The organism is Arthrobacter bussei (assembly GCF_009377195.2).
GTDB lineage: Bacteria > Actinomycetota > Actinomycetes > Actinomycetales > Micrococcaceae > Arthrobacter_D > Arthrobacter_D bussei.
In genome coordinates this window covers 519,410-542,866 of the sequence record NZ_VJXX01000002.1, presented here as the reverse complement: position 1 = coordinate 542,866, position 23,457 = coordinate 519,410, and the positions used below count along the sequence as shown (strand labels likewise).

The 23,457-nt window shown below is 70.2% G+C and carries 19 protein-coding genes and 1 tRNA gene; 17 read left to right on the top strand and 3 right to left on the bottom strand.

Annotated elements, in window-relative coordinates:
- Positions 1-20: 20 nt before the first annotated feature.
- Both FNH21_RS10675 and FNH21_RS10670 read right to left on the bottom strand, forming a co-directional pair.
- A complete protein-coding gene (locus FNH21_RS10675; protein ID WP_152815009.1) occupies positions 21-743 on the bottom strand; it encodes a response regulator in 723 nt (240 codons plus the stop codon).
- Positions 740-2,632 carry a sensor histidine kinase gene (locus FNH21_RS10670; protein ID WP_338403242.1) on the bottom strand — a complete coding sequence of 631 codons (1,893 nt, stop codon included), beginning with the start codon at positions 2,630-2,632 and terminating at the stop codon, positions 740-742. Before FNH21_RS10670 ends, FNH21_RS10675 begins: the two co-directional genes overlap by 4 nt.
- A 225-nt stretch (positions 2,633-2,857) precedes the next feature.
- Between FNH21_RS10670 and FNH21_RS10665 the strand changes: the two genes are divergently transcribed.
- From FNH21_RS10665 to FNH21_RS10600, 14 genes are all read left to right on the top strand, one after another.
- Positions 2,858-4,264 carry a cation:dicarboxylate symporter family transporter gene (locus tag FNH21_RS10665; protein ID WP_152815278.1) on the top strand — a complete coding sequence of 469 codons (1,407 nt, stop codon included), beginning with the start codon at positions 2,858-2,860 and terminating at the stop codon, positions 4,262-4,264.
- Between the two features lie 359 nt (positions 4,265-4,623).
- A complete protein-coding gene (locus FNH21_RS10660) occupies positions 4,624-5,508 on the top strand; it encodes a ParA family protein (protein ID WP_055773566.1) in 885 nt (294 codons plus the stop codon).
- 44 nt (positions 5,509-5,552) lie between these two features.
- Entirely contained in the window at positions 5,553-6,485 is a 933-nt protein-coding gene (locus FNH21_RS10655; RefSeq protein WP_152815004.1) for a segregation and condensation protein A, read from the top strand.
- Complete coding sequence (scpB, locus tag FNH21_RS10650) at positions 6,478-7,119, top strand: SMC-Scp complex subunit ScpB (protein ID WP_152815001.1); 642 nt, start codon at positions 6,478-6,480, stop codon at positions 7,117-7,119. Before FNH21_RS10655 ends, scpB begins: the two co-directional genes overlap by 8 nt.
- A 97-nt stretch (positions 7,120-7,216) precedes the next feature.
- Positions 7,217-8,617 (top strand): pseudouridine synthase, encoded by a 1,401-nt coding sequence (locus tag FNH21_RS10645; protein ID WP_152814998.1) that lies wholly within the window; start codon positions 7,217-7,219, stop codon positions 8,615-8,617.
- A 3-nt stretch (positions 8,618-8,620) separates the two neighbouring features.
- Positions 8,621-9,742, top strand: coding sequence for a prephenate dehydrogenase (locus FNH21_RS10640; protein WP_152814995.1), 1,122 nt, complete (start codon positions 8,621-8,623; stop codon positions 9,740-9,742).
- A 116-nt stretch (positions 9,743-9,858) separates the two neighbouring features.
- Positions 9,859-10,509 (top strand): (d)CMP kinase, encoded by a 651-nt coding sequence (cmk, locus tag FNH21_RS10635; protein ID WP_338403245.1) that lies wholly within the window; start codon positions 9,859-9,861, stop codon positions 10,507-10,509.
- A gap of 79 nt (positions 10,510-10,588) precedes the next feature.
- The gene (gene der / locus FNH21_RS10630) at positions 10,589-12,145 is read left to right on the top strand and encodes a ribosome biogenesis GTPase Der (RefSeq protein ID WP_055773560.1); all 1,557 of its coding nucleotides are present in this window, start codon (positions 10,589-10,591) and stop codon (positions 12,143-12,145) included.
- An 87-nt stretch (positions 12,146-12,232) separates the two neighbouring features.
- Positions 12,233-12,306, top strand: a tRNA-Pro gene (locus tag FNH21_RS10625).
- 200 nt (positions 12,307-12,506) lie between these two features.
- Positions 12,507-12,893: a glycine cleavage system protein GcvH gene (gcvH, locus tag FNH21_RS10620; RefSeq protein WP_152814993.1), complete on the top strand. Its 387-nt coding sequence runs from the start codon at positions 12,507-12,509 to the stop codon at positions 12,891-12,893.
- Positions 12,894-13,015: 122 nt separating this feature from the next.
- Complete coding sequence (locus FNH21_RS10615; RefSeq protein ID WP_241743154.1) at positions 13,016-13,462, top strand: FHA domain-containing protein; 447 nt, start codon at positions 13,016-13,018, stop codon at positions 13,460-13,462.
- 8 nt (positions 13,463-13,470) lie between these two features.
- Entirely contained in the window at positions 13,471-14,211 is a 741-nt protein-coding gene (gene ftsR, locus FNH21_RS10610) for a transcriptional regulator FtsR (protein WP_152814987.1), read from the top strand.
- A gap of 11 nt (positions 14,212-14,222) precedes the next feature.
- Positions 14,223-14,726: a bifunctional nuclease domain-containing protein gene (locus FNH21_RS10605; RefSeq protein WP_191931856.1), complete on the top strand. Its 504-nt coding sequence runs from the start codon at positions 14,223-14,225 to the stop codon at positions 14,724-14,726.
- Between the two features lie 179 nt (positions 14,727-14,905).
- Positions 14,906-15,493 (top strand): MerR family transcriptional regulator, encoded by a 588-nt coding sequence (locus tag FNH21_RS10600; protein WP_191931855.1) that lies wholly within the window; start codon positions 14,906-14,908, stop codon positions 15,491-15,493.
- Positions 15,494-15,586: 93 nt separating this feature from the next.
- Here the strand turns inward: FNH21_RS10600 and FNH21_RS10595 are convergent, their stop codons facing one another.
- On the bottom strand, positions 15,587-16,411 hold the full coding sequence (locus tag FNH21_RS10595; protein WP_191931854.1) for an AAA family ATPase: 825 nt from the start codon (positions 16,409-16,411) through the stop codon (positions 15,587-15,589).
- A gap of 222 nt (positions 16,412-16,633) precedes the next feature.
- Here FNH21_RS10595 and FNH21_RS10590 point away from each other — a divergent pair, with 222 nt between their 5' ends.
- The 3 genes from FNH21_RS10590 to FNH21_RS10580 all read left to right on the top strand — a co-directional run bounded on the left by FNH21_RS10590 (position 16,634) and on the right by FNH21_RS10580 (position 23,419).
- On the top strand, positions 16,634-20,128 hold the full coding sequence (locus FNH21_RS10590; RefSeq protein WP_152814981.1) for a pyruvate carboxylase: 3,495 nt from the start codon (positions 16,634-16,636) through the stop codon (positions 20,126-20,128).
- Between the two features lie 140 nt (positions 20,129-20,268).
- Positions 20,269-21,999 (top strand): MinD/ParA family ATP-binding protein, encoded by a 1,731-nt coding sequence (locus FNH21_RS10585; RefSeq protein WP_152814979.1) that lies wholly within the window; start codon positions 20,269-20,271, stop codon positions 21,997-21,999.
- 19 nt (positions 22,000-22,018) lie between these two features.
- Complete coding sequence (locus tag FNH21_RS10580) at positions 22,019-23,419, top strand: mycothione reductase (protein ID WP_191931853.1); 1,401 nt, start codon at positions 22,019-22,021, stop codon at positions 23,417-23,419.
- Positions 23,420-23,457 lie beyond the last annotated feature (38 nt).

The following is a 23,457-nucleotide window of genomic DNA, read 5'->3' as shown; positions in this document are numbered from 1 at the left end:
CGGCGGGGAGCGGACGGGCGTCAGCGCCCGGTGGTGCTCCGCGCCCAGCTGTACTCGAACTCCGGGCGTCCCCGGGTGCCGTAGCGCGGTGTCCGCAGGACGGACCGCTGGTCGGCGAGGTGTTCGAGGTAGCGCCGCGCAGTCACCCGTGACATCGACAGCGCCTCCGAGACCTCGATGGCGGTGGTCGGGGCGGACTGCTCCTTCAGGTGGGCCGACACGGCGCGCAACGTCTCTCCGGAGAGTCCCTTGGGGAGGGCCGCGGACGCGACGGTACGCAGTGAGGCGAAGGCCTGGTCCACCTCGGCCTGCGTGGTCGCCGTCGCCTGGTCGACGAGGCTCTGCCGGAACTCCCGGTAGGCACCCAGCTTCTCGCCGAAGGCCGAGAAGGTGAAGGGCTTGATGAGGTACTGGACGATCCCCGACGAGATGGCCGAGCGGACCACGTGCAGGTCACGCACCGCAGTGATGGCGATGATGTCGATCGGGAGGCCCAGCCCGCGGACCCTGCGGATGATGTCGAGCCCGTGCACGTCCGGCAGGTTCATGTCGAGCAGCATGAGGTCGACGGGCGCGCCGGCCCGCCCCGCGGTGTCGCCCACGAGCTGCAGGAAGGCTGCGAGCTCCGCGCCGCTCCGGGCGACCCCGGCGAGCTCGAAGCCGTCGAGGCGGCGCACGTACTCTGCGTGTGCGTCCGCGGCCACGGGATCGTCCTCGACCACGAGGACCCGGATGGAGGTCATGCCCGACCGCCACCGGATCCGGGGCGCGCGCCGGTACCGTCTTGCGCGGCCCCGGATGCTCCTGAGGTGCTCCGTGAGCGAGCGGCGGCATCCGAGGGCGCTGAGGGAGCTGCGAAGTCCGAAGGAGCGGAGGGAACGGAGGGAACGGAGGGAACGGACGGAGCGGAGGGAGCCGGTCCGTCCGTCGGGCCGGCGGGTGCCGGGTAGGGGAGCCGGACCGCGAAGCGTGCACCGCCGTCGTCCGTGTCCGTCACCTCGACCACTCCGCCGAAGCGCCGGACGGCCTGGCGGACGAGCGCGAGGCCGATCCCGCGCCCGGCCCCCTGCACCCCCTGGCCGGCGACCCGTGTACGGTCCTGCATCCGGCCGGCCGCCATCCCACCCGTTTCGCCCCTCCGCGGGCCGCCGTCGTGCTTGGTGCTGTAGCCGAAATCGAAGATCTTCGCCTTCTCGGAATCGGGCAGCCCGTGACCGCTGTCCTCCACGACGATCTCGAGGCACGGTGTGGTCCCCTCCGGCGCGAGGCGGGCCACGGAGAGCAGCACGCGTGGTTCCTCGGATGCCGCAGCCTCGTCGAAGGCGTTGTCCAGCAGGTTGCCGATGATCGTGACGAGGTCCACGGGATTGAGGGCACCGGCCTGTGCGTCGTGGCCGATGTCCGAGATCAGCTCGATGCCGCGCTCGTTGGCCTGAGCCGCCTTGCCGACCAGCAGCGCCGCGATGAACGGCTCATCGACCGCCCGGACCACCTCGTCCGTGAGCCGCTGCGACTGCTGCAGGTCCCTCGTCGCGAAATCGAGCGCGTCCGCACTCCTGCCGAGTTCCACCAGCGACACGATGGTGTGCAGACGATTGGCGTGCTCGTGGGTCTGCGAGCGCAGGGCGTCGGTCAGTGTGCGCATCGTCTCGACCTGCCCGGTCAGTGCCTCGATTTCCGTGTGGTCCCGCAGGGTGGTCACCGTGCCCAGAACGGGTGGATGGTGCGAGGCGCGGCCTGCGGGAGCCGGTGGCACGGCGGGTTCCTGGTTCACCACGAGGACCCGGCTGTCGGTCAGGTGCACCTCGTCGTTCGCCCTCCGCCCCGACGCCAGGAGCTCGCGGAGCGTCGGGGGCACGGCGAGGTGCGACGCCGGCACCGGCTCCTGCGTGCCGTCGAGCCCCAGCAGCCGCGCGGCCTGATCGTTGTAGAGGACCAGTCGGCCCTCGGCGTCGGTCAGCAGGAGGCCCTCCCTGACCGAGTGGAGGACGGAGTCGTAGAACACGAAGGTGCGCGACAGTTCCGCGGGTCCCATGCCCAGCGTCGCGTCGCTCAGGCGTCGGCTGAGGAGGAAGGACGCGAGGGCGCCCACCGCGAGGGCGCCGAGCGCGATCGACGCGACGAGCGGCAGCTGGGCGTTCCGGGCGATCGCCGCGCGGTCCACCGTGATACCGGCCGCAACCATGGCCCGAACGGTACCGTCGTCGTCCATGATCGGGACGATCGAGCGGATGGAGGGCCCCAGGGTGCCCGCGTACGTCTCCGTGTGGGTCTCGCCGGCGAGGGCCTCCGCGACCGACCCGATGTACGGCTTCCCGATCTGGTCGGGGTTGCGGTGCGTGTAGCGGGTCCGGTCCGTCGCCATGATGGTGATGAAGTCCACGCCGAGCCTGTCCATGACGCCCACGGCGTAGGGCTGGAGGACGGACGACGGATCCGGGCCGGCCACGGCCTCGAGCACGGCAGGATCCAGCGCGATCGTCGTGGAGACGGCGACCATACGCTCGGCCGCCGCGTCGTCCACACCCTGCGCCGCATCCACGTACAAGATCACGGACAGGGACGCGGACAGTACCAGGATGAAGACGAGCTGGACCAGGAAGTACTGCCGGGCGAGGCTCCATCGGCTCACGCGGGGATCCTGCTCCTTCGGGGTTCGTGGGGCACACCGGACCGGCACCGGCACACGCGGGTCCATGACCAGTATGAACTCAATCGTGATGCGCATCACGCGTGGTGCGATGATCAGGAGGAAGCACCCAACACTACGCTCCCCGGTAGGACCCCGCAGCCGAAGAACGACCTCCGGCGGCCGGCGCCGCCGGGCGGCCGGACACCCAGGGAGAACACCATGGCTATGGCGCCATCGCGGTCCGACAACGGACCCGCCAAGACCCGCAAACGGGTCGACAAGACCCATTTCCTCTACATCGCCGTGATCGCGGCGGTCATTCTCGGCGCGATCCTCGGCCTGGCAGCGCCGGAGTTCGCCAAGTCGCTCAAACCGCTCGGAACGGGCTTCATCAACCTGATCAAGATGATGATCGCACCGATCATCTTCTGCACGATCGTGCTCGGCGTCGGCTCCATCGCGAAGGCCGCGACGGTCGGCAAGGTGGGCGGGCTCGCACTCGGGTACTTCATGGTCATGTCGACCTTCGCCCTGGCGATCGGCCTCGTGGTCGGCAACCTCATCCAGCCCGGCGAAGGCCTCGACATCTCGTCGTCGACCTATGAACTGCCGGCGACGGCCGAGGGTGCGCCCGAGGGCACGGTCGGCTTCCTCCTGAGCATCATCCCCACCACCCTGCTGTCCGCGCTGACGGGGCCCAGCATCCTGCAGACCCTCTTCGTGGCGCTGCTCGTCGGGTTCGCCCTCCAGAAGATGGGTTCTGCCGGCAAGCCGGTCCTCCGTGGCATCGGCCACATCCAGGCGCTCGTCTTCCGGATCCTCATCATGATCATGTGGCTCGCACCCATCGGTGCGTTCGGTGCCATCGCCGCCGTCGTCGGTGAGACCGGCGTCCAGGCCATCGTCAGCATGGCCACGCTCATGATCGCCTTCTACATCACCTGCGCCCTGTTCATCGTCGTCATCCTCGGAGGCCTGCTGAAGATGGTCACCGGCGTGAACATCTTCAAGCTCATGAAGTACCTGGGCCGGGAGTACCTGCTCATCTTCAGCACCTCGTCCTCCGAAGCGGCCCTTCCCCGCCTCATCGCCAAGATGGAGCACCTCGGGGTCTCCAAGCCCGTCGTCGGCGTCACCGTGCCCACGGGCTATTCCTTCAACCTGGACGGCACCGCGATCTACCTGACCATGGCTGCGCTCTTCGTCGCCGAGGCCCTGGGCAAGCCCCTGGCACTCGGCGAGCAGATCTCGCTCCTGGTGTTCATGATCATCGCCTCCAAGGGAGCGGCCGGCGTGACCGGTGCCGGCCTCGCGACCCTCGCCGGTGGCCTTCAGTCGCACCGACCGGACCTGGTGGACGGCGTCGGCCTCATCGTCGGCATCGACCGCTTCATGTCCGAGGCCCGCGCGCTCACCAACTTCACGGGGAACGCCGTGGCGACCGTCCTCATCGGGACCTGGACCAAGGAGATCGACCGGGCCCGCGTGGACGAAGTCCTCGACGGCCGCGAGCCCTTCGACGAGAGCACGATGACCACGGACCACCGCTTCGACAACGACGACGAGAGCGACGTCGAGGACGGCGCCGCGGCCCACACCGAGGCCGCCGTCCGCGGGACCACCGCTCGCTGATACCGCGCCACCCGGGCCGTCCGCCCGGCCACCCGACGACGGCGGTGCCCTGGAACTGATCCAGGGCACCGCCGTCGTCGTTCCCGCCGGGGAGCGAGGCCTGATCCCGGTGCAGCCGGGCCCCGTCCCGGTGTCGATCGCCCCGCTGCACCTCCTCCCGACGACTCCGTGGGCGGTCGTCCGGGAAGCGGCGGGGAGGGGAACGTTCGACCTCAGGTTGAGGATCAAGGCTCGTCACCCCGGGACCCCGCCTCCGCGGGGCCCCTCCCGGGCGTTGTACGGTTGACCAAGAGAAACGCCGCCCGGCCCCCCTTCCCGGCCGGCGTGCACCGGATCTGATGGAAGCGTGGAGAAAAAACGTGAGTACTGAACAGGGTTCCACTCTGCCCGGCGCAGCGGACACGGAGCTCGGTCCGACCGGCCGGCCCGTGACGGAGTTCCCTGAACCCCCCGTCCTCGAGTCCCACGGCCCGGCGCGGGTCATCGCGATGGTCAACCAGAAGGGCGGCGTCGGCAAGACGACATCGACCATCAACCTCGGCGCGGCGCTCGCGGAAGCCGGCCGCAAGGTCCTGCTCGTCGACTTCGACCCGCAGGGTGCGCTCTCCGCGGGCCTCGGCACCAACCCGCACGAGCTGGACGTGACGGTGTACAACGTGCTGATGGACCGCAAGGTGACCATCCACGACGCCATCCAGCACACCGCGATCGAGAACATCGACCTCCTGCCGGCCAACATCGACCTCTCCGCCGCCGAAGTGCAGCTCGTGAACGAGGTGGCACGCGAGCAGGTGCTCGATCGCGCCCTGCGCAAGGTCGCGGACGACTACGACGTCATCCTCATCGACTGCCAGCCCTCGCTCGGTCTCCTGACCGTCAACGCGCTCACTGCGGCCCACGGCGTCATCATCCCGCTCATCTGCGAGTTCTTCGCCCTGCGCGCGGTGGCCCTGCTGGTCGAAACCATCGAGAAGGTCCAGGACCGCCTGAATCCGCGCCTGCAGATCGACGGCGTCCTGGCCACCATGTACGACGCCAGGACGCTCCACAGCCGCGAGGTCATCGCCCGGCTGGTCGAGGCCTTCGGCGACAAGGTGTTCGAGACCGTGATCAAGCGGACCATCAAGTTCGCCGACGCGACCGTCGCCGCGGAGCCGATCACGTCCTACGCCGCCAACCACTCCGGCGCGGATGCCTACCGGCGGCTCGCGAAGGAGCTCATCAGCAGGGGCGGAGCGCCCTAGTGCCGGCGCGCACCGGGTCCGCCCGGGCCCGGTAGGTGAACGGCTTGGCACGCGCGCAGGCGTCAACCGATCCGACGACGACGGCGGCAGCTCCTCCCGCCGTGTTCGCGGTGCAGCTGACGAATTTCAGCGGGCCCTTCGACCTGCTGCTGAACCTCATCTCGCGACGTGAGCTCGACATCACCGAGATAGCCCTCGCCCAGGTGACGGACGAATTCATCGCGCACATCCGCCGTATCCAGGCGGCCGAGGGCGAGTGGAAACTCGACGAGGCGAGCGAGTTCCTCGTGGTCGCAGCGACGCTGCTGGACCTCAAGGCGGCGCGGCTGCTGCCCTCCGGCGCGGTCGAGGACGAGGAGGACATCGCCCTGCTCGAGGCCCGCGACCTCCTGTTCGCCCGGCTGCTGCAGTACCGGGCCTTCAAGGAGGTGGCCCGTCACCTCGCGCAGCGGCTCGAGGAGGAGGACGCGAGGCATCCTCGCGATGTCCCCCTCGAACCGCACCTCACCCGGCTCCTGCCCGAGCTCATCTGGAAGCACACGCCCGAGGACTTCGCAGCCCTGGCCGCGAAGGTCCTCGCGCCACGCCAGGAGCAGCCGTCCGAGGTGGGGATCGAGCACCTGCACGCCCCGGCCGTCAGCGTCCGGGACCAGGCGGTCATCCTGCAGGATTTCCTCATGACGAGGGGCCCGCTGTCCTTCCGGCAGCTCACCGAGGACGCCGGTTCACGGTTGGTGCTGGTGGTGCGCTTCCTCGCGCTCCTCGAACTCTTCCGCGACGGGGCCATCTCCTTCGACCAGGCCGCCCCGCTCGCCGAACTGCTGGTCAGGTGGAGTGCCGAGGACGGGCAGTGGTCCGCGGAAGCGCTGACGAGCGATGTCGAGGCAGGGGGTTTCGAGGCAGAGGGGAACGGCGACGCTCCCGATGGCGGACCGGGCCTGCGGTCCTGGGGGGAACGGGAGGCGCAGGATGACTGAGGCAGAACGCCCCGAGGGGGAAGAACCAGTCCCCGACGTCGACGTCCTGCCCGGCGGGATCCGGGGCGCCGTCGAGGCGATCCTCATGGTCGCGGACCGTCCCGTCACCGACGAGCAGGTCGCCGCGGTCCTCGGGCGGCCGAGCGCCGAGGTGCGCGGGGTCCTCGTGGACCTGCAGCGGGAGTACGACGGCTATACTGGATCAGGCTTCCAGAGCACCGAACCATCTGAACCGCGCGGTTTCGAACTCAGGAACATCGCCGGCGGGTGGCGGATCTTCTCCCGGACGCACTTCGCGTCCGTTGTCGCCGACTTCGTGCTCGATGGCCAGACTGCCCGGCTCTCACAGGCAGCACTCGAGACATTGGCGGTCATCGCGTACCGCCAGCCCGTCTCCCGTGCCCGGGTGTCCGCCATCCGGGGCGTCAACGTCGATTCCGTGGTCCGTACGCTGCTGCAGCGGGGGCTGGTCGTCGAGCAGGAGACCGATCCCGAGACCGGAGCGGTCCTCTATGGGACCACCATCCTCTTTCTGGAAAGATTGGGACTCGGCAGCGTCGACGAACTGCCGCGGATCGCCCCCCATCTTCCGGGCCTCGAGAGCCTGGGGGAGTACGACGAGACGACGTACTGAGGTGCATCGGCCGGCATCGATCAGCGTTGATCAGGAGCGGGACGGACGGACCGCCCCGAGCAGTGACGAACAGAGCAGTACCTACACGAAGGACGACATGACACAGCAGCCAGGATCCGATTCCGGACGTAACGCGCCGCGCCGCGGCGGGTCCGCCGGTCGACCCGCCGACGCTGACCGTGCACGGACGTCCCCGTCCCGCGGCGAGCGCACCGGCCGCCCCAACGCGGGCCGCTCAGGCGAGGGCCGCTCCTTCCCGTCCCGCGACGATCGCGGTGGTCGGGCCGGCGAGGGCCGACCGAGCCGCTCCGCCGAAGGCCGCCCCGCGCGATCCGGCCAGGGCCGCCCCGGCGCCGGTGGCACCGGCGAGGGCCGCTCCTTCCCGTCCCGCGACGATCGCGGTGGTCGTACCGGCGAGGGCCGCTCCTTCCCGTCCCGCGACGATCGCGGTGGACGTACCGGCGAGGGCCGCCCGGGCCGTTCCGCCGAGAGCAGGCCGCAGACCGGTGAGCGGCGCGAGTCCGCCGATGGTCGTGCCCGTTCGGCCGCGGGCCGTCCGTCGGCCGGTACGCCGTCGGGCCGCTTCGCCGCGAAGCCGGGCAGCCGCGCCGGCAAGCCGGGACGTCCGGGCCAGGCAGGCCCTCGCCAGAAGCCGGCGGGCGCCAAGGCCTTCGGCAAGGAGCGTTTCGGCCAGAACCTCGGCCCCGTTCGGCAGGCCAGGCCCAAGCACTCGGGCCGACCCGCGGACGAGATCGACGTGCACAACCCCGAGGGCGTGCGCCTGCAGAAGGTGATGGCCCTCGCCGGCGTCGCGTCCCGCCGCGTCTGCGAGGAGATGATCCTCGACGGCCGCGTGGAGGTCGACGGCACGGTCGTCACCGAACTCGGTGTGCGGGTGGATCCCGAACAGGTCGCCATCCACGTGGACGGCATCCGCCTGCAGCTCAACGAGCACCTGAAGTACTACGTCTTCAACAAGCCCCGCGGCGTCGTGTCCACCATGGAGGACCCCGAGGGCCGCCGCTGCATCAGCGACTTCCTCAAGAACAAGGACAAGAGCGAGCGGCTCTTCCACGTGGGCCGTCTGGACGCCGAGACCGAGGGGCTCCTGCTGCTCACCAACGACGGCGAACTCACGAACCGCCTGACGCACCCGTCCTACGAGGTACCCAAGACCTATCTCGTCCAGGTCCGCGGCCCCATGGCCCAGGGCATCGGCGCCCAGATGAAGGAGGGGATCGAGCTCGAGGACGGCGTGGCGAAGGTGGACTCCTTCAAGCTCGTCGACTCCACCCCCGGCCACATCCTCGTCGAGGTGGTCCTGCACTCGGGACGCAACCGCGTCGTCCGCCGGCTCTTCGACGCCGTCGGACACCCGGTGGAGCGCCTCGTCCGCACCCAGGTGGGCCCCATCCGTGTCGGTGACCAGCGCCAGGGCAGCATCCGCGTCCTCGGTCGCCAGGAGGTAGGACACCTCCTGGCTTCGGTGGGCCTCTAGTCCATGACCATCCGCACGGACCAGGGGACGCACCTCGCCGGTCCCGTCCTCATCGTCGGGGCGGGGCTGCTCGGCGCGAGCATCGGGCTCGGCCTCCGGGCGCGAGGGCTCGACGTCGTGCTGTCCGACAGCTCGCCGTCCACCGAGGCCGTGGCGCGGGACATCGGGGCGGGCAGGCTCCAGTCCGAGCTCGACGGCGAGTCCTTCGAGCCGGAACTCGTGGTCGTCGCCACGCCCCCCGACGTCACAGCGCAGGTCGTCGCGGAGGCCCTCGTGGCGCACCCCGCCGCCGTCGTGCTGGACATCAGCAGCGTCAAGGAGTCCATCCTGCGGGAGCTCGAGGGCAGGCCCGACGCCGCCGGGCACCTGTCACGCTACGTCGGGACGCACCCGATGGCGGGGCGTGAGAAGTCGGGGCCGGTGGCCGCCCGCGCAGAGCTCTTCTCCGGCGCCCCGTGGGTGCTGTGCGCCCACGCGACGAGCAGGCCGGACGCCGTGCTGCGGGCAGAGTCGCTCGCCGTCGACCTCGGTGCCGTCCCCACGCGGATGTCCGCGGGGGAGCACGACGGCGCCGTCGCCCTGATCTCGCACCTCCCGCAGGTCGTGTCCTCGCTGGTCGCGAGCCGGCTCCAGGACTCGCCCGTGCAGGCACTCGCCCTCGCCGGGAACGGGCTGCGCGATGTCACCCGCATCGCCGCGTCTGATCCGCGCCTGTGGGTGCAGATCCTGTCCGCCAACGCCGGTCGCCTCGTGGACATCCTGTACGGCGTCCGGGAGGACCTCGACCGCCTCATCTCGACCCTCGAGGACCCGACCGCCGGGGGAGCGCGGCTCGACATGGCGCAGCTCATGACGGAGGGCAACGCCGGCCAGGCGCGCGTCCCGGGCAAGCACGGCACACCACCGAACTCGTTCGCGCGGCTGACCGTGCTGGTCGACGACGTCCCCGGGCAGATCGCGAAGCTCCTGACGGAGATCGGCCACACCGGCATCAACGTCGAGGACTTCCGCCTCGAACACTCACCCGGGCGGCAGGTGGGACTCGCGGAGCTCTCGGTCCTGCCCGGCAAGCGGCAAGAACTGACGGAGTCCCTGACCCAGCGGGGCTGGAAGGTAGTGCAGTGATCACGACATCGGCAGGATCGGCAGCATCGGCAGCACCCGCGGCAGGGGACCCGGCGGCGACGGCGGAGCGGGCCTCGAGCCCCCATTCGGGGTTCCGCCTCGGGAAGTCGCTCGTCGTGGCGATCGACGGACCCTCCGGTTCCGGGAAGTCGAGCGTCAGCCGGGAGGTCGCCCGCCGCCTCCGCGCGGCCTATCTGGACACGGGCGCCATGTACCGCGCCGTGACGCTGCACTGCATCGCCACCGGCGTCGATCTGCAGGACGGCGTGGCCGTGGAGGCCGCCGCCCGCGGGATCGAGCTGTTCATCAGCACGAGTCCCGATCGCGAGTCGGTGACGATCGCGGGTGACGACGTCACCGCTGCCATCCGTGAGCCGGAGGTCTCCTCTGCCGTCAGCGCCGTCGCCACGACCATGGGCGCGCGCGCCGAACTGATCCGCAGGCAGCGTGCGCTGATCGCCGGGGCCGGGCACCGCATCGTGGCCGAGGGGCGTGACATCACCACTGTCGTCGCCCCCGATGCCGAGGTGCGCATCCTCCTCACCGCGAGCGAGGAGGCCCGCCTGCGGCGCCGCGGCGACCAGCTCGGCGGGACGCAGACGGACGCGCAACTGAAGCAGCAGGTCATCGACCGCGACGCCAGGGACTCCACGGTCGTCAACTTCCGGCAGGCCGCCGACGGCGTGGTCACGCTCGACTCCTCCGACCTCGACTTCGAGCAGACCGTCGCCGCCGTGCTCGACGTCGTCCGCACCATCGCGCACTGAGCGCGCCTCAAGACTCCGGGCTCGCGCCCACCAGGATCGCCGTCGGGAGACGGCGTACACCAACCGAAGGAAACCAACGATGAGCGAGAACCTTTCGCCGAACGCGACCGGCCACGGGGCCGGGGCCGACGAGGACTACGAGCCGACCGGTGAGGACCAGGTCAGCGAGCTGCTCGAGACCCTCGACGACGCCGAGGCCGAGCAGCGTGCCGCCTCGCTGCGCGCGGGCCTCGAGGACTACGAGCTCGACGACGAGGACGCCGCGCTCCTCGCCCGCCAGGACGAGGACTACGACGACGAGGCCGAGGGGCGGCTCAACCCGGTCCTCGCGATCGTCGGGCGTCCCAACGTCGGGAAGTCCACCCTCGTCAACCGCATCCTCGGACGCCGCGAGGCCGTCGTCGAGGACACCCCGGGCGTCACGCGTGACCGCGTGTCCTACCCCGCGCAGTGGACGGGCCACAACTTCACCCTCGTGGACACGGGCGGTTGGGAGCAGGACGCCAAGGGCATCAACGCCCGCGTGGCCGACCAGGCGGAGATCGCCGTCGACATGGCGGACGCCGTGCTGCTCGTGGTCGACGCCACCGTCGGAGCCACCGCGACGGACGAGGCGGTGGTGCGCATGCTGCGCCGCAAGAAGAAGCCGGTCATCCTCGTGGCCAACAAGGTGGACGACATCCAGAACGAGGCCGACGCCTCCGTGCTGTGGGGGCTCGGGTTCGGGCAGCCCTGGCCGGTCTCCGCGCTGCACGGCCGCGGCACCGCCGACATGCTGGACAAGGTCGTCGAGATCCTGCCGGAGTTCTCCGAGCACGGCGGGATCGAGCGGTCCGGTGGTCCCCGGCGCGTGGCCCTGATCGGCCGCCCCAACGTGGGCAAGTCCTCGCTCCTGAACAAGCTCGCGGGTTCCGACCGCGTCGTCGTGGATCCCCTCGCGGGCACCACCCGCGATCCCGTGGACGAGATGATCGAACTCGGGGGCCGCACCTGGCGCTTCGTGGACACCGCCGGCATCCGGCGTCGCGTGCACATGCAGCAGGGCGCGGACTTCTACGCCTCCCTGCGCACGCAGTCCGCGCTCGAGAAGGCGGAGGTCGCCGTCGTGCTCCTCGCCGTCGACGAGATCCTCAGCGAGCAGGACGTCCGCATCCTCAACATGGCCATCGAATCGGGCCGCTCGATCGTTCTGGCCTTCAACAAGTGGGATCTGCTCGACGACGAACGCCGCCGGTACCTGGAGCGCGAGATCGAGCAGGACCTCGCCCACGTGGACTGGGCGCCCCGGGTCAACATCTCGGCCCTCACCGGCTGGCACAAGGACCGCCTGGTCCCGGCCCTCGACGTCGCCCTCGAGTCGTGGGACCGGCGCATCCCGACCGGACGCCTCAACGCGTTCCTCGGCGAACTGGTGGCCGCGCACCCGCACCCCGTCCGCGGGGGCAAGCAGCCGCGCATCCTCTTCGGCACGCAGGCCTCGAGCCGGCCGCCGAAGTTCGTCCTCTTCACCACGGGATTCCTGGACCCCGGCTACCGGCGTTTCATCACCCGCCGACTGCGGGAGACGTTCGGTTTCGAGGGAACCCCCATCGAGGTCAGCATGCGCGTCCGTGAGAAGCGCAGCCGCAAGCGCTGACCCCCGGACGGCGACGTCCGATGTGCCGATCCACCCGGGGAATGCTGTAGTGTTGTCCGAGTGGTTTGGCCCGCTGGACGGGCTGATCGGGATGTGGCGCAGCTTGGTAGCGCACTTGACTGGGGGTCAAGGGGTCGCAGGTTCAAATCCTGTCATCCCGACACTGCAGAGCCCGTCTCCACCGGTTGCGACGACCGGAGGAGGCGGGCTCTTCGCGTGCCCGTCCGGGCCCGTCCGGGGGCGGTCCACAGGGCGTGAGAGGTGCGTCACGGGGCGTGGTGGATGTGCCTATACTCGACCAGTACCCGTAGCGGGCGGCGCCTCGCGCCGCCGATGAAGACCGCGCGTCCGAAAGGCGACCATGAGCAACATTCCCGATGGCCTCTACTACACGGCGGAGCACGAGTGGGTCAGTGAGCCGGCGGCCGACGGCACGGTCCGCGTGGGCATCACCGACTTCGCGCAGGACGCCCTCGGCGACGTCGTCTACGTCCAGATGCCCGAGGCCGGCACGGCGGTCACCGGCGCCGACGTCATCGGAGAGGTCGAGTCCACGAAGAGCGTCAGCGACATCTACGCCCCGGTCACGGGCGAGATCGTCTCGCGCAACGAGGCGCTCGACGACGATCCCTCGCTCATCAACACCGATCCCTACGGTGAGGGCTGGCTCCTGGAGATCAAGGTCTCCGACAGCTCCGCGGTGACGGCCCTGCTGAGTTCAGCCGATTACTCCCAGCAGGTAGGCTAGATCCACCCCCGCGAGGGCGGCAGGACAGGGCAGCCGGGCAGGACGGGCTGTTGCACGCAGTAGGGGAGGAAACACCGATGATGCCGAATGACGATCCAGCCGTGAATGGAGAAGAGCCGAACATGACGTCTCCGGAGACAACCACGATCGGCCTGCCCCCGCAGGCCGCGACGACGGAGCTCGAACGGCATCTCACGCGTGAGGAACAGGCTTCGGTCGCAGCGCTTCCCTCGGGTTCCGCGCTCCTGATCGCCCACTCCGGACCCAATGCCGGTGCGCGGTTCCTCCTGGACGAGGACATCACGAAGGCCGGCCGTCACCCCAACGCCGACATCTTCCTGGATGACGTGACGGTGTCCCGCCAGCACGCCGAATTCCGGCGGACGGACAGCGGCTTCATGGTCGTCGATACCCGGAGCCTCAACGGCACCTACGTGAACAACGACCGCGTCGACAGTGTGGCCCTCCGCAACGGCAACGAGGTGCAGATCGGCAAGTTCCGGCTGACGTTCTACGCCGCCCGTGCCGTCACGGGCCAGGCAGCGCAGCAGACGACAGCGCAGGCCTAGTCCGCTCCATGCCTTCCCAACCCGCCCGCCGGTCCGCCGGCGTCGCTCCAGGTACCTCGGGCGTCCTCACGATCGGCGAGGTGCTGCGCGAGCTCTCCGGCGAATTCCCCCAGGTCACGGCCTCGAAGATCAGGTTCCTCGAGGAGAAGGGCCTGATCACCCCGCAGCGCACGCGCGCCGGGTACCGGAAATACACGGGGCACGACGTCGAACGGCTCCGTTTCGTCCTCGCCCTGCAGCGCGACCAGTACCTCCCGCTCAAGGTCATCAAGGACTACGTCGATGCGATCGACCGGGGGGAACGTCCGGACTCGCTCCCGGGCGGTATGACGCTCGCGCCGCGCGTCGTCTCCGAGCAGCTGTCGCGGGAGCTCAGCGCCCATGCCCGTCGGCTCACGGCAGAGACGCTCGCCGCCGAGGCCGGTGCTCCCCGGCGCCTCGTCGACGACCTCGTGAGCTTCGGCCTCATCACCGCCGTCGACAACCGCTTCGACGAGCACGCCCTCAAGATCACGACGGCCTGCGTCGAGCTCGAGCGGCACGGCATCGAGCCCCGCCATCTCCGTCCTTTCCGGGCGGCCGCAGACCGCGAGCTGGGCCTCGTGGAGCGCGTCGTCGCGCCCGTCGCCTCCCGCAAGGACGTCGCCTCGAAGGCCCGAGCCGCCGAGACGGCACGGGAGATCAGCGAGCTCTGCCTCGGACTGCACAGCGCGCTCGTGAACAGCCACATAGCCCGGATGGACAGTTAGGCGGCCACCCCGTGATCGAAGTAGAAGTCGTGGGCGTGCGGATCGAACTGCCCTCGAACCAACCCCTGGTGCTCCTCCGCGAGTCGTCGGGGGAGCGGCACCTGCCCATCTGGATCGGAGCGCCCGAAGCCAGTGCCATCGCCTTCGTCCAGCAGGGGATCGTGCCGCCGCGGCCCATGACGCACGACCTGCTGGTCGACGTCGTCGCCGCCGCCGGCAAGGTGATCACCGAGGTGCGCATCACCTCGGTGGAGGACACCGTGTACCACGCCCAACTCGTCTTCAGCGACGGCGTGACGGTCGGTTCGCGCGCCTCCGACGCGTTGGCCGTGGCGCTGCGTGTGCCGTGCCCCATCTTCTGTGCCGACGAGGTTCTGGCGGTCGGCGGCGTGGAGATCGCCGACGCCGATGCGGAGGAGGGCGAGGAGGGCTATACCGGGGAGACGGCGGAGAAGGAGGTCCTCCAGTTCAGGGAGTTCCTCGCCGACGTCGAGCCCGAGGATTTCGAGCGCTGACGACGGCCTCCGACACGCCCATGCCTGTGGGGCCCGGTCTTTGACCTCAGCCCTTCCGCGATCTAACGTCGGAGCATACAGTTCCCATTGCGTGTGTGGTGGACTCGGGGCACACTTGGTGCACATCCTGAGGTTCCGTCCAGAGCATCTTCCCCGGGAACACTACGAGGAGGCAGCACGTGAGTCCGAAGGGTGACGCCGGCAAGGCAGCCAGCTCGGCAGGCGCTGGCGTCCCAGCAAGCGCCCAGGGCTTACTGTTCACGGAAGACCTCCCCGTCCTCGACGAAGACGCCGGATATCGCGGCCCGACCGCCTGCAAGGCCGCAGGCATCACCTACCGCCAGCTCGACTACTGGGCGCGGACAGGTCTCGTCGAACCCGCCGTCCGCGGCGCCTCCGGGTCCGGCACGCAGCGGTTGTACGGCTTCCGGGACATCCTCGTGCTCAAGGTCGTCAAGCGACTGCTCGACACAGGTGTCTCACTGCAGCAGATCCGCACGGCCGTCGAGCACCTGCGGGAGCGCGGCGTCGAGGACCTCGCGCAGATCACCCTGATGAGCGACGGCGCCAGTGTGTACGAGTGCACCTCCGCCGACGAGGTGATCGACCTGGTGCAGGGCGGGCAGGGTGTCTTCGGCATCGCCGTCGGCCGGGTCTGGCGTGAGGTCGAGGGAAGCCTCGCCGCGCTTCCGAGTGAGCACGCGCTGGAGCAGGATTTCCCGGGCGACGAGCTGAGCAAGCGCCGCGCCACCCGCAAGATCAGCTAGCTCCTCGTCGGAGCCGGGCGGGGTCGAACCGCATGTCGCCTCAGCACCGCGGCAGTCGTGCCCGGCGAGGCTCCTGAGCCATCAACGGAGCCATCAACGGCGCCCGCTGCGGCTCCTCATCCTCCCGGTATCCAGAACCCCCTTGAGCAGCTCGTCGAAGTAGCCCGACGCCTGGCGGGCGGAATCGCCCGGCCAATGGTGCACCGCGTGGGCAGCACCCTGGATCTGCTGCCAGTCTGCGTGATCGGGGATGGTCGGCGTCAGGAGGAGGTCACCGAACATCTGCCTCATCTCGGCAAGGCGGAACGCGTGCTCGTTGGAGATGGTGCGGACCTTGTTCGCGACGATCCCGGCGGTGGTGAGGTCGGGGGCGAACTCGCGCCGGAACAGCTCGAGGGCGCGCATGGTCCGCTCGGTGCCGGCGACGGAGAAGAGGGCCGGTTCGGCCACCAGGACCACCTTGTTGCTCGCCGTCCAGGCGATGCGGGTGAGACCGTTGAGCGACGGCGGGCAGTCGATCAGCACGAGGCTGTACCCCGTGATCCTCGAGAGGAGCGTGGCCAGGCGTCGCTGGTCCCGCCGTCCGAGGTCCGGCCTGTCGTAGATGCCGGAGTACGCGGAGCCCATGGCGACGTCGAGTGCCGAAGGGGAAGACCCGGACCGCGCGGCCGCCGTCGCGACCCAGCCGGCAGGGACGGTGTTCGCTCCGAGGTCCGCGCGCCGGGCGTTCTTGAGCAGCCGCCCGATGTCCGTCCGGTCCGATGGTCCGACGCCCAGACCGGTGGTCGCGTCAGCGTGTGGATCGAGGTCGACGACGAGAGTGGGGATCCCTGCTGCCAGTGCGGCGGAGGCCAGCCCCAGGGTGACCGACGTCTTGCCCACGCCGCCTTTGAGGCTGCTGATACTGACTACCTGCACGTGTTGAACCCATACCTGTCTCTGGCCACCGCCGGGGCATGCGGCTGTCCTGGACGCCCCGGTCAATCATAGGGGGAGCCGCTCATCCGCCCCGATCGGCGCAGCTCGGACGGCCGTCCGGAGGGCACGTCCGCAGGCTGGGACGTCCGCTGGACCAGGCCGTGCCGGCGGGTAGGATCATGCCAGCGTGATGGACCCGACCGGCGATGATGCAGGAGTGCGATGTTCTCGAAGATTCTGGTGGCCAACCGCGGCGAGATCGCGATCCGGGCGTTCCGTGCCGGGCACGAGGTGGGTGCGAAGACCGTCGCCGTGTTCCCCCACGAGGACCGCACCTCGATCCACCGGCAGAAGGCCGACGAGGCGTACCTGATCGGCGAGGAGGGGCACCCCGTCCGGGCGTACCTGGACATCGCCGAGATCATCCGCGTCGCGACGGAGGCCGGCTGTGACGCGATCTACCCGGGCTACGGATTCCTCTCCGAGAACCCGGGGCTCGCGCGGGCCGCGGCCGAGGCAGGGATCACGTTCGTGGGGCCCCCCGCCGATGTGCTGGAGCTCGCCGGGAACAAGGTGAAGGCGCTGGACGCCGCCCGTAGCGCCGGTATCCCGGTCCTCGCCTCCTCCCGGCCGAGTGCGGACGTCGACGAGCTGATCGCCGCTGCCGAGGAGATCGGGTTCCCGGTGTTCGCGAAGGCCGTGGCGGGCGGCGGTGGTCGCGGGATGCGACGGGTGGACACCCGGGAGGCACTACCCGAGGCGCTGGAAGCGGCCATGCGGGAGGCGGAGTCCGCGTTCGGCGATCCGACGATGTTCCTGGAGCAGGCGGTCCTGCGCCCGCGGCACATCGAGGTACAGATCCTCGCGGACGCGCAGGGCAACGTCATGCACCTCTTCGAACGCGACTGTTCCCTGCAGCGTCGACACCAGAAGGTCATCGAGATCGCCCCCGCACCGAACCTCGACGAGGGTATCCGGCAGGCGCTCCACCGGGATGCCGTGAAGTTCGCGACGGCGCTCGGGTACGTGAACGCGGGGACCGTCGAGTTCCTGGTGGACACGGTCGGGGAGCGGGCAGGGCAGCACGTGTTCATCGAGATGAACCCGCGTATCCAGGTGGAGCACACCGTCACGGAGGAGGTCACCGACGTCGACCTGGTGCAGTCCCAGCTGCGGATCGCCGCGGGGGAGACTCTCGCCGATCTCGGCTTGAGCCAGGACACCGTGACCCTGCGCGGTGCCGCCCTGCAGTCACGGATCACCACGGAGGACCCGGCGAACGGATTCCGGCCCGATGTCGGACGGATCTCGGCCTACCGGTCCGCCGGAGGAGCGGGCGTACGGCTCGACGGCGGCACGGTCTACGCGGGCGCCGAGATCAGCCCGCACTTCGACTCGATGCTGGTCAAGCTCACCTGCCGTGGCCGCGACTACCCGTCCGCCGTCACGCGGGCCCGGCGGGCGCTGGCGGAGTTCCGGGTGCGCGGCGTCTCCACGAACATCAGCTTCCTGCAGGCGGTCCTCGACGATCCGGACTTCATCGCCGGGAACGTGGCGACCTCCTTCATCGACGAGCGTCCCGAACTGCTGACCGCCCGCGTCCCCGCGGACCGCGGGACGAAGCTCCTGACCTGGCTCGCCGATGTCACCGTCAACCAGCCCAACGGGCCACGGCCGGCCCACCTGGATCCGAGGGAGAAGCTGCCGGCCCTCCCGTCCGCGTCGTCGGATGCCGGAGCGGCTCCGGCGGGATCCGACAAGGAACCTACGGGCGCAGGCCCGGGTGCGGAATCCGCCCGTGGAGGCGAGAAGGGCCCGGAAGCCCCGGCGGGTAGCCGTCAGCGGCTGCTGGAGCTGGGTCCGGAGGGCTTCGCGCGGGCGTTGCGCGACCAGACGGCAGTGGCGGTCACGGACACCACCTTCCGCGATGCGCATCAGTCCCTGCTCGCCACGCGGGTCCGGACGAGGGACCTGGCGGCGGCCGGAGCGAGCGTGTCGCACCTGACGCCGGAGCTGCTGTCCGTCGAGGCGTGGGGCGGCGCGACGTACGACGTCGCGCTCCGATTCCTCGGTGAGGACCCGTGGGAGCGGTTGGACGTCCTGCGCCGCGAGGTGCCCAACATCTGCCTGCAGATGCTGCTGCGCGGACGCAACACGGTCGGCTACACGCCCTACCCCGAGGCGGTGACCATGGCCTTTGTGCAGGAGGCCGCGGCCTCCGGCATCGACATCTTCCGGATCTTCGACGCGCTCAACGACGTCTCGCAGATGGAACCGGCCATCCGGGCGGTCAGGGAGACGGGGACCGCGGTCGCCGAGGTGGCGCTGTGCTACACCTCCGACATACTGGATCCCGACGAGAAGCTGTACACGCTGGAGTACTACCTCGACCTCGCCCAGCGCATGGTCGACGCCGGCGCGCACATCCTGGCGATCAAGGACATGGCGGGACTGCTCCGGCCGGCCGCGGCGGCGAAGCTGGTCGCCGCCCTGCGGGACCGCTTCGACCTGCCCGTCCACCTGCACACGCATGACACCGCGGGCGGGCAGCTCGCCACGCTGCTCGCAGCCGTGGAGGCGGGGGTCGATGCCGTCGACGTCGCCAGCGCGGCCCTGGCGGGGACGACGAGCCAGCCGTCCGCCTCCGCCCTCGTCGCCGCCCTCGCGCACACACCGCGGGACACCGGGCTGGATCTCGGGAACGTGTGCGCGTTGGAGCCCTACTGGGAAGCCGTCCGGCGCATGTACGCGCCGTTCGAATCCGGGCTGCCCGGTCCCACGGGCCGGGTCTACCGCCACGAGATCCCTGGTGGTCAGCTCTCCAACCTCAAGCAGCAGGCCATCGCGCTCGGACTGGGGGAGCGCTTCGAGGCCATCGAGGACATGTACACCGCGGCGGACCGGATCCTCGGCAGGCTCGTGAAGGTCACCCCGTCCTCCAAGGTGGTCGGGGATCTCGCGCTGGCCCTGGTCGGGAGGAACGCGGACCCCGCCGAGTTCGAAGAGAACCCGCAGTCCTTCGACATCCCGGATTCCGTGATCGGTTTCCTGAACGGTGAACTCGGCACCCCGCCGGGAGGCTGGCCGGAACCCTTCCGGACCAGGGCGCTGGAAGGGCGCGAACTCAAGCCCCGCGACGTGCAGCTCAGCTCCGAGGACGAGGCGAAGCTCGCGGGTAGCCCGAAGGAGCGACGTACCGCCCTGAACACGCTGCTGTTCGCCGGGCCGACCAAGGACTTCCGGTCCATCCGCGACACCTACGGGGACGTGTCGCTCCTCGGTACGGCCGACTACCTCTACGGCCTGCAACCCGCCACCGAGCACGTGATCGAACTCGAGAAGGGCGTCCGGCTCATCGCGACCCTCGAAGCCGTGTCCGAGCCCGACGAGAGGGGCATGCGGACCGTCATGTGCACGCTCAACGGGCAGATGCGGCCGGTGAGCGTGCGTGACCGCAGCGTCGAGAGCGATGTGAAGGCGGCGGAGAAGGCCGACGTCGGCACACCCGGCCACATCGCCGCACCGTTCGCCGGGTCCGTCACGGTCACGCGGGCGGAGGGCGACACCGTCACAGCCGGTGACACGGTCGCCACCATCGAGGCGATGAAGATGGAGGCCAACATCACCACCCCGATCGGCGGCACGGTACAGCGCGTCGCCTCCACGGGCGGACCGGCCCAGGGCGGGGACCTGCTGCTCGTCGTCACGCCCGCCTGACGCCCCTCGGGGTGGTCCGGCCGGTCCGCTCCGCACCTCGGCGGACAGGACGGTCAGGCTAGAGTGGAGCGCTGGGAACATCCGAACGGCCCCGCTCGCACAGGTGGGCGAGCCGGCCGCCCGACGATCTGTGAGGAACCATGGCACGCGAATCGACCGATCCCTCCGCACCCGGCGCCGGTGCGAGCGACCCCCACCCGGACGCCGCCCGCCCGGACGTGACGCAGGGCGTGCCGATCGTCCCGGGTGTCCCCCTGCTGGCCGACGGCGGTTCCGCCGACGCTGCCTCGCCTGCGGACAACTCCTCCGGCAGCCCGGTTCCCGCCACGGCAGGTGCGGGACCGGATCCTGCCGACGCCGGTCCTGAGGCAGTGTCTGCTGCCGGGAACGCCGATGAGCCCGCTGGTACCGGAGCGGCGGACACCGGAGCAGCCGTTAAGGACCCGGCGGCTGCTGATCCAGCCGACACCTCACCGGTCGACAGCGCATCAGCCGACAGCGACCCAGCCGGTACCCCGCCTGACGATTCCGGCGCCGAGGGCGTCGTGACCGCCGACCAGGGCTCCGCCGGTCCCGCCGGCGTCGGTGCAGCTGAACCGGGCACCACCGGCCCGGTCCCGGCCACCGTGACCGCCCTTGCAGGAGAGGCCGCGACGGCCCCGAACGGGGTCCACCTCAACGCCTTCGCCGTGCCCGTCTCGACCGTCCCCCCGTCGACGCTGCAGGGTCCGACGTTGAGCGTGCCCGCACCCCTTCCCGCCGACGCCCTCACCACGTCCGGTCTCGTCACCGGAGGGGCAGCGGTGCAGACGGCGTCCGACGGATGGACGCCGTCCGGCACCCGATCATCGAGAACTCCCTCGAGCGTCCGGGACGATGTGCAGGCGGCTCCTGGCCCGACGGCGGCCGCTGCCGAACGCACGAGCCGCCGTGAGAAGGATCTCGGTCCGGAGCCGGCCTCCGCGCTGACGGCCGACCGCCTCCTCGTGGGCCCGGACCGGCCACCGGTCTCGGGCTGGCGGCGGTGGCTCTACACCGCCACCTTCGGTCGCATCAATGTCGGCGACTCCGACGCCGTGCGCTCGCAGCGTGCGCTGGAGCACCGTATCTCCGCACGGCTGGGCGGGCGGACACGCTACGTCCCGGTCCTGTCGCGCAAGGGCGGCGTCGGCAAGACCACGGTCACCACGCTCCTCGGGATGGCCCTGGCCGACATCCGGGAGGATCGCATCATCGCCATGGACGCCAACCCGGACCGCGGAACACTGTCCGACCGTTCGCCGGGGCGGGCGGACCACACGGCGCGGCAGCTCGTCCAGAACCGGTACACCATCGATTCGTTCGCACAGCTCGCGGGCTATGTCACGCGTGACGGCTCCCGGCTCCACGTGCTCGCGTCGGACACCGATCCGGCGGTGGCCCAGGCCTTCGACGACTCCGACTACCGTGCCGTCACGGATCTGCTCAGCCGCTACTATTCGATCGTCCTGACCGACTCCGGTACCGGCATGGTGCACTCCGTGATGAAGGGGACGCTCGAGAAGGCCGATTCGGTGGTGCTGGTCTCCGGCGGCAGTGTCGACGAGGCCAGGCTCGCCTCGGAGACCCTCAGCTGGCTGGAGGCGCACGGTCGGCAGGACCTCGTGGAGAAGGCGATCGTCGTGATCAACCTCTCGTCCGGCAACGGGACGCAGGTGGACGTGGGCCAGATCGAGCAGCACTTCCGGTCGCGGGTGAACACCGTGGTGCGTATCCCGTACGACCGCCACCTGGCGGAGGGTTCGCGGGTCGATCTGTCCCGGCTGAACCCGGCCACGCGGCGGGCGGTGACGGAGCTCGCGGCCCTCGTGGTCGACCAGCTCGCCGCGTGAGCGCGGCTAGACTGCGCAGGTGACCCACTACGACCTCGCAATCATCGGCTCCGGCTCAGGCAACACCCTCATCTCGCCGGAGTGGGACGAACGCAGCGTCGTGCTCGTGGACGGGGGCACGTTCGGCGGCACCTGCCTGAACGTCGGATGCATCCCGACCAAGATGTACGTCTATCCCGCGGAGCTGGCCTCTGCGCCGGCGGTGTCCTCGCGGCTCGGGGTCGACCTGGCGTTCGAGGGCGTCCGGTGGACGGACATCCGGGACCGGATCTTCACGCGGATCGACGCCATCTCGCGGGGCGGTCGCTCCTACCGGGCGGAGGAGCTCGAGAACGTGACGCTCATCGAGGAGTACGTGCGGCTCACGGGGGAGAAGTCCTTCGAGACGGCGTCCGGGGAGGTCGTCACGGCGGATCAGCTGGTCATCGCGACCGGATCGCGCGCCGTTATCCCGGACATCCCCGGCATCACCCTCCCGCAGGTCCACACCTCGGACACCGTCATGCGCATCGATGAGCTGCCCGAACGGCTGCTGATCATCGGTGGCGGCTACATCGCCGCGGAGTTCGCCCACGTCTTCTCCTCCTTCGGCACGGAGGTGACCATCGCCGTGCGCTCCAACGGGATGCTGCGGCATCTCGACGAGACGGTCGCCGACGCCTTCACGCAGCAGGCGGCCCAGCAGTGGGACCTCCGCCTCGATACCGCCGTCACTGCGCTGACGGCATCCGCCGGCGGCGTCACCGCATCACTGGAGGGCCCCGACGGTCCGGTCGACGTCGAGGTCGACGTCGTCCTGGTCGCGGTGGGGCGCATGCCCAACACGGACACGCTCGGCGCCGCGGACGCCGGACTGGACCTGCACGACGACGGCCGTCTCGCCGTCGACGCCCAGCAGCGGGTGCTCCGCGATGGTGCTCCCGTGGAGGGCCTCTGGTCCCTGGGCGACGTCAGCAGCGAGTACCAGCTCAAGCACGTGGCGAACCACGAGGCGAGGATCGTCGCCCACAACCTGCTGAACCCCGGGGACCTCCGGTCGAGCGACCATCGCTTCGTCCCCGCCGCGGTCTTCTCCCACCCCCAGGCCGCGTCCGTGGGCATGACGGAGGAACAGGCTCTCGTCCATGCGGACGCGACCGGCGCCACCGTCGTCACGGCGGTGCAGCACTACGGGTCGACCGCATACGGCTGGGCCATGGAGGACACCACCGGCTTCGCGAAGGTCATCGCGGACCGGTCCACGGGGAGGATCCTCGGGGCGCACGTCCTGGGCCACGAGGCGTCGATGATCATCCAGCCCGTCATCCAGGCCATGTCCTTCGGTCTCGACGCCCACACCATGGCCAAGGGCCAATACTGGATCCACCCGGCCCTCACCGAGGTCATCGAGAACGCGCTGCTCAACCTCAAGACGGACTGACCCGCCCCTCCTCCCCGGACCGTCCGCCCGGCCCGCGG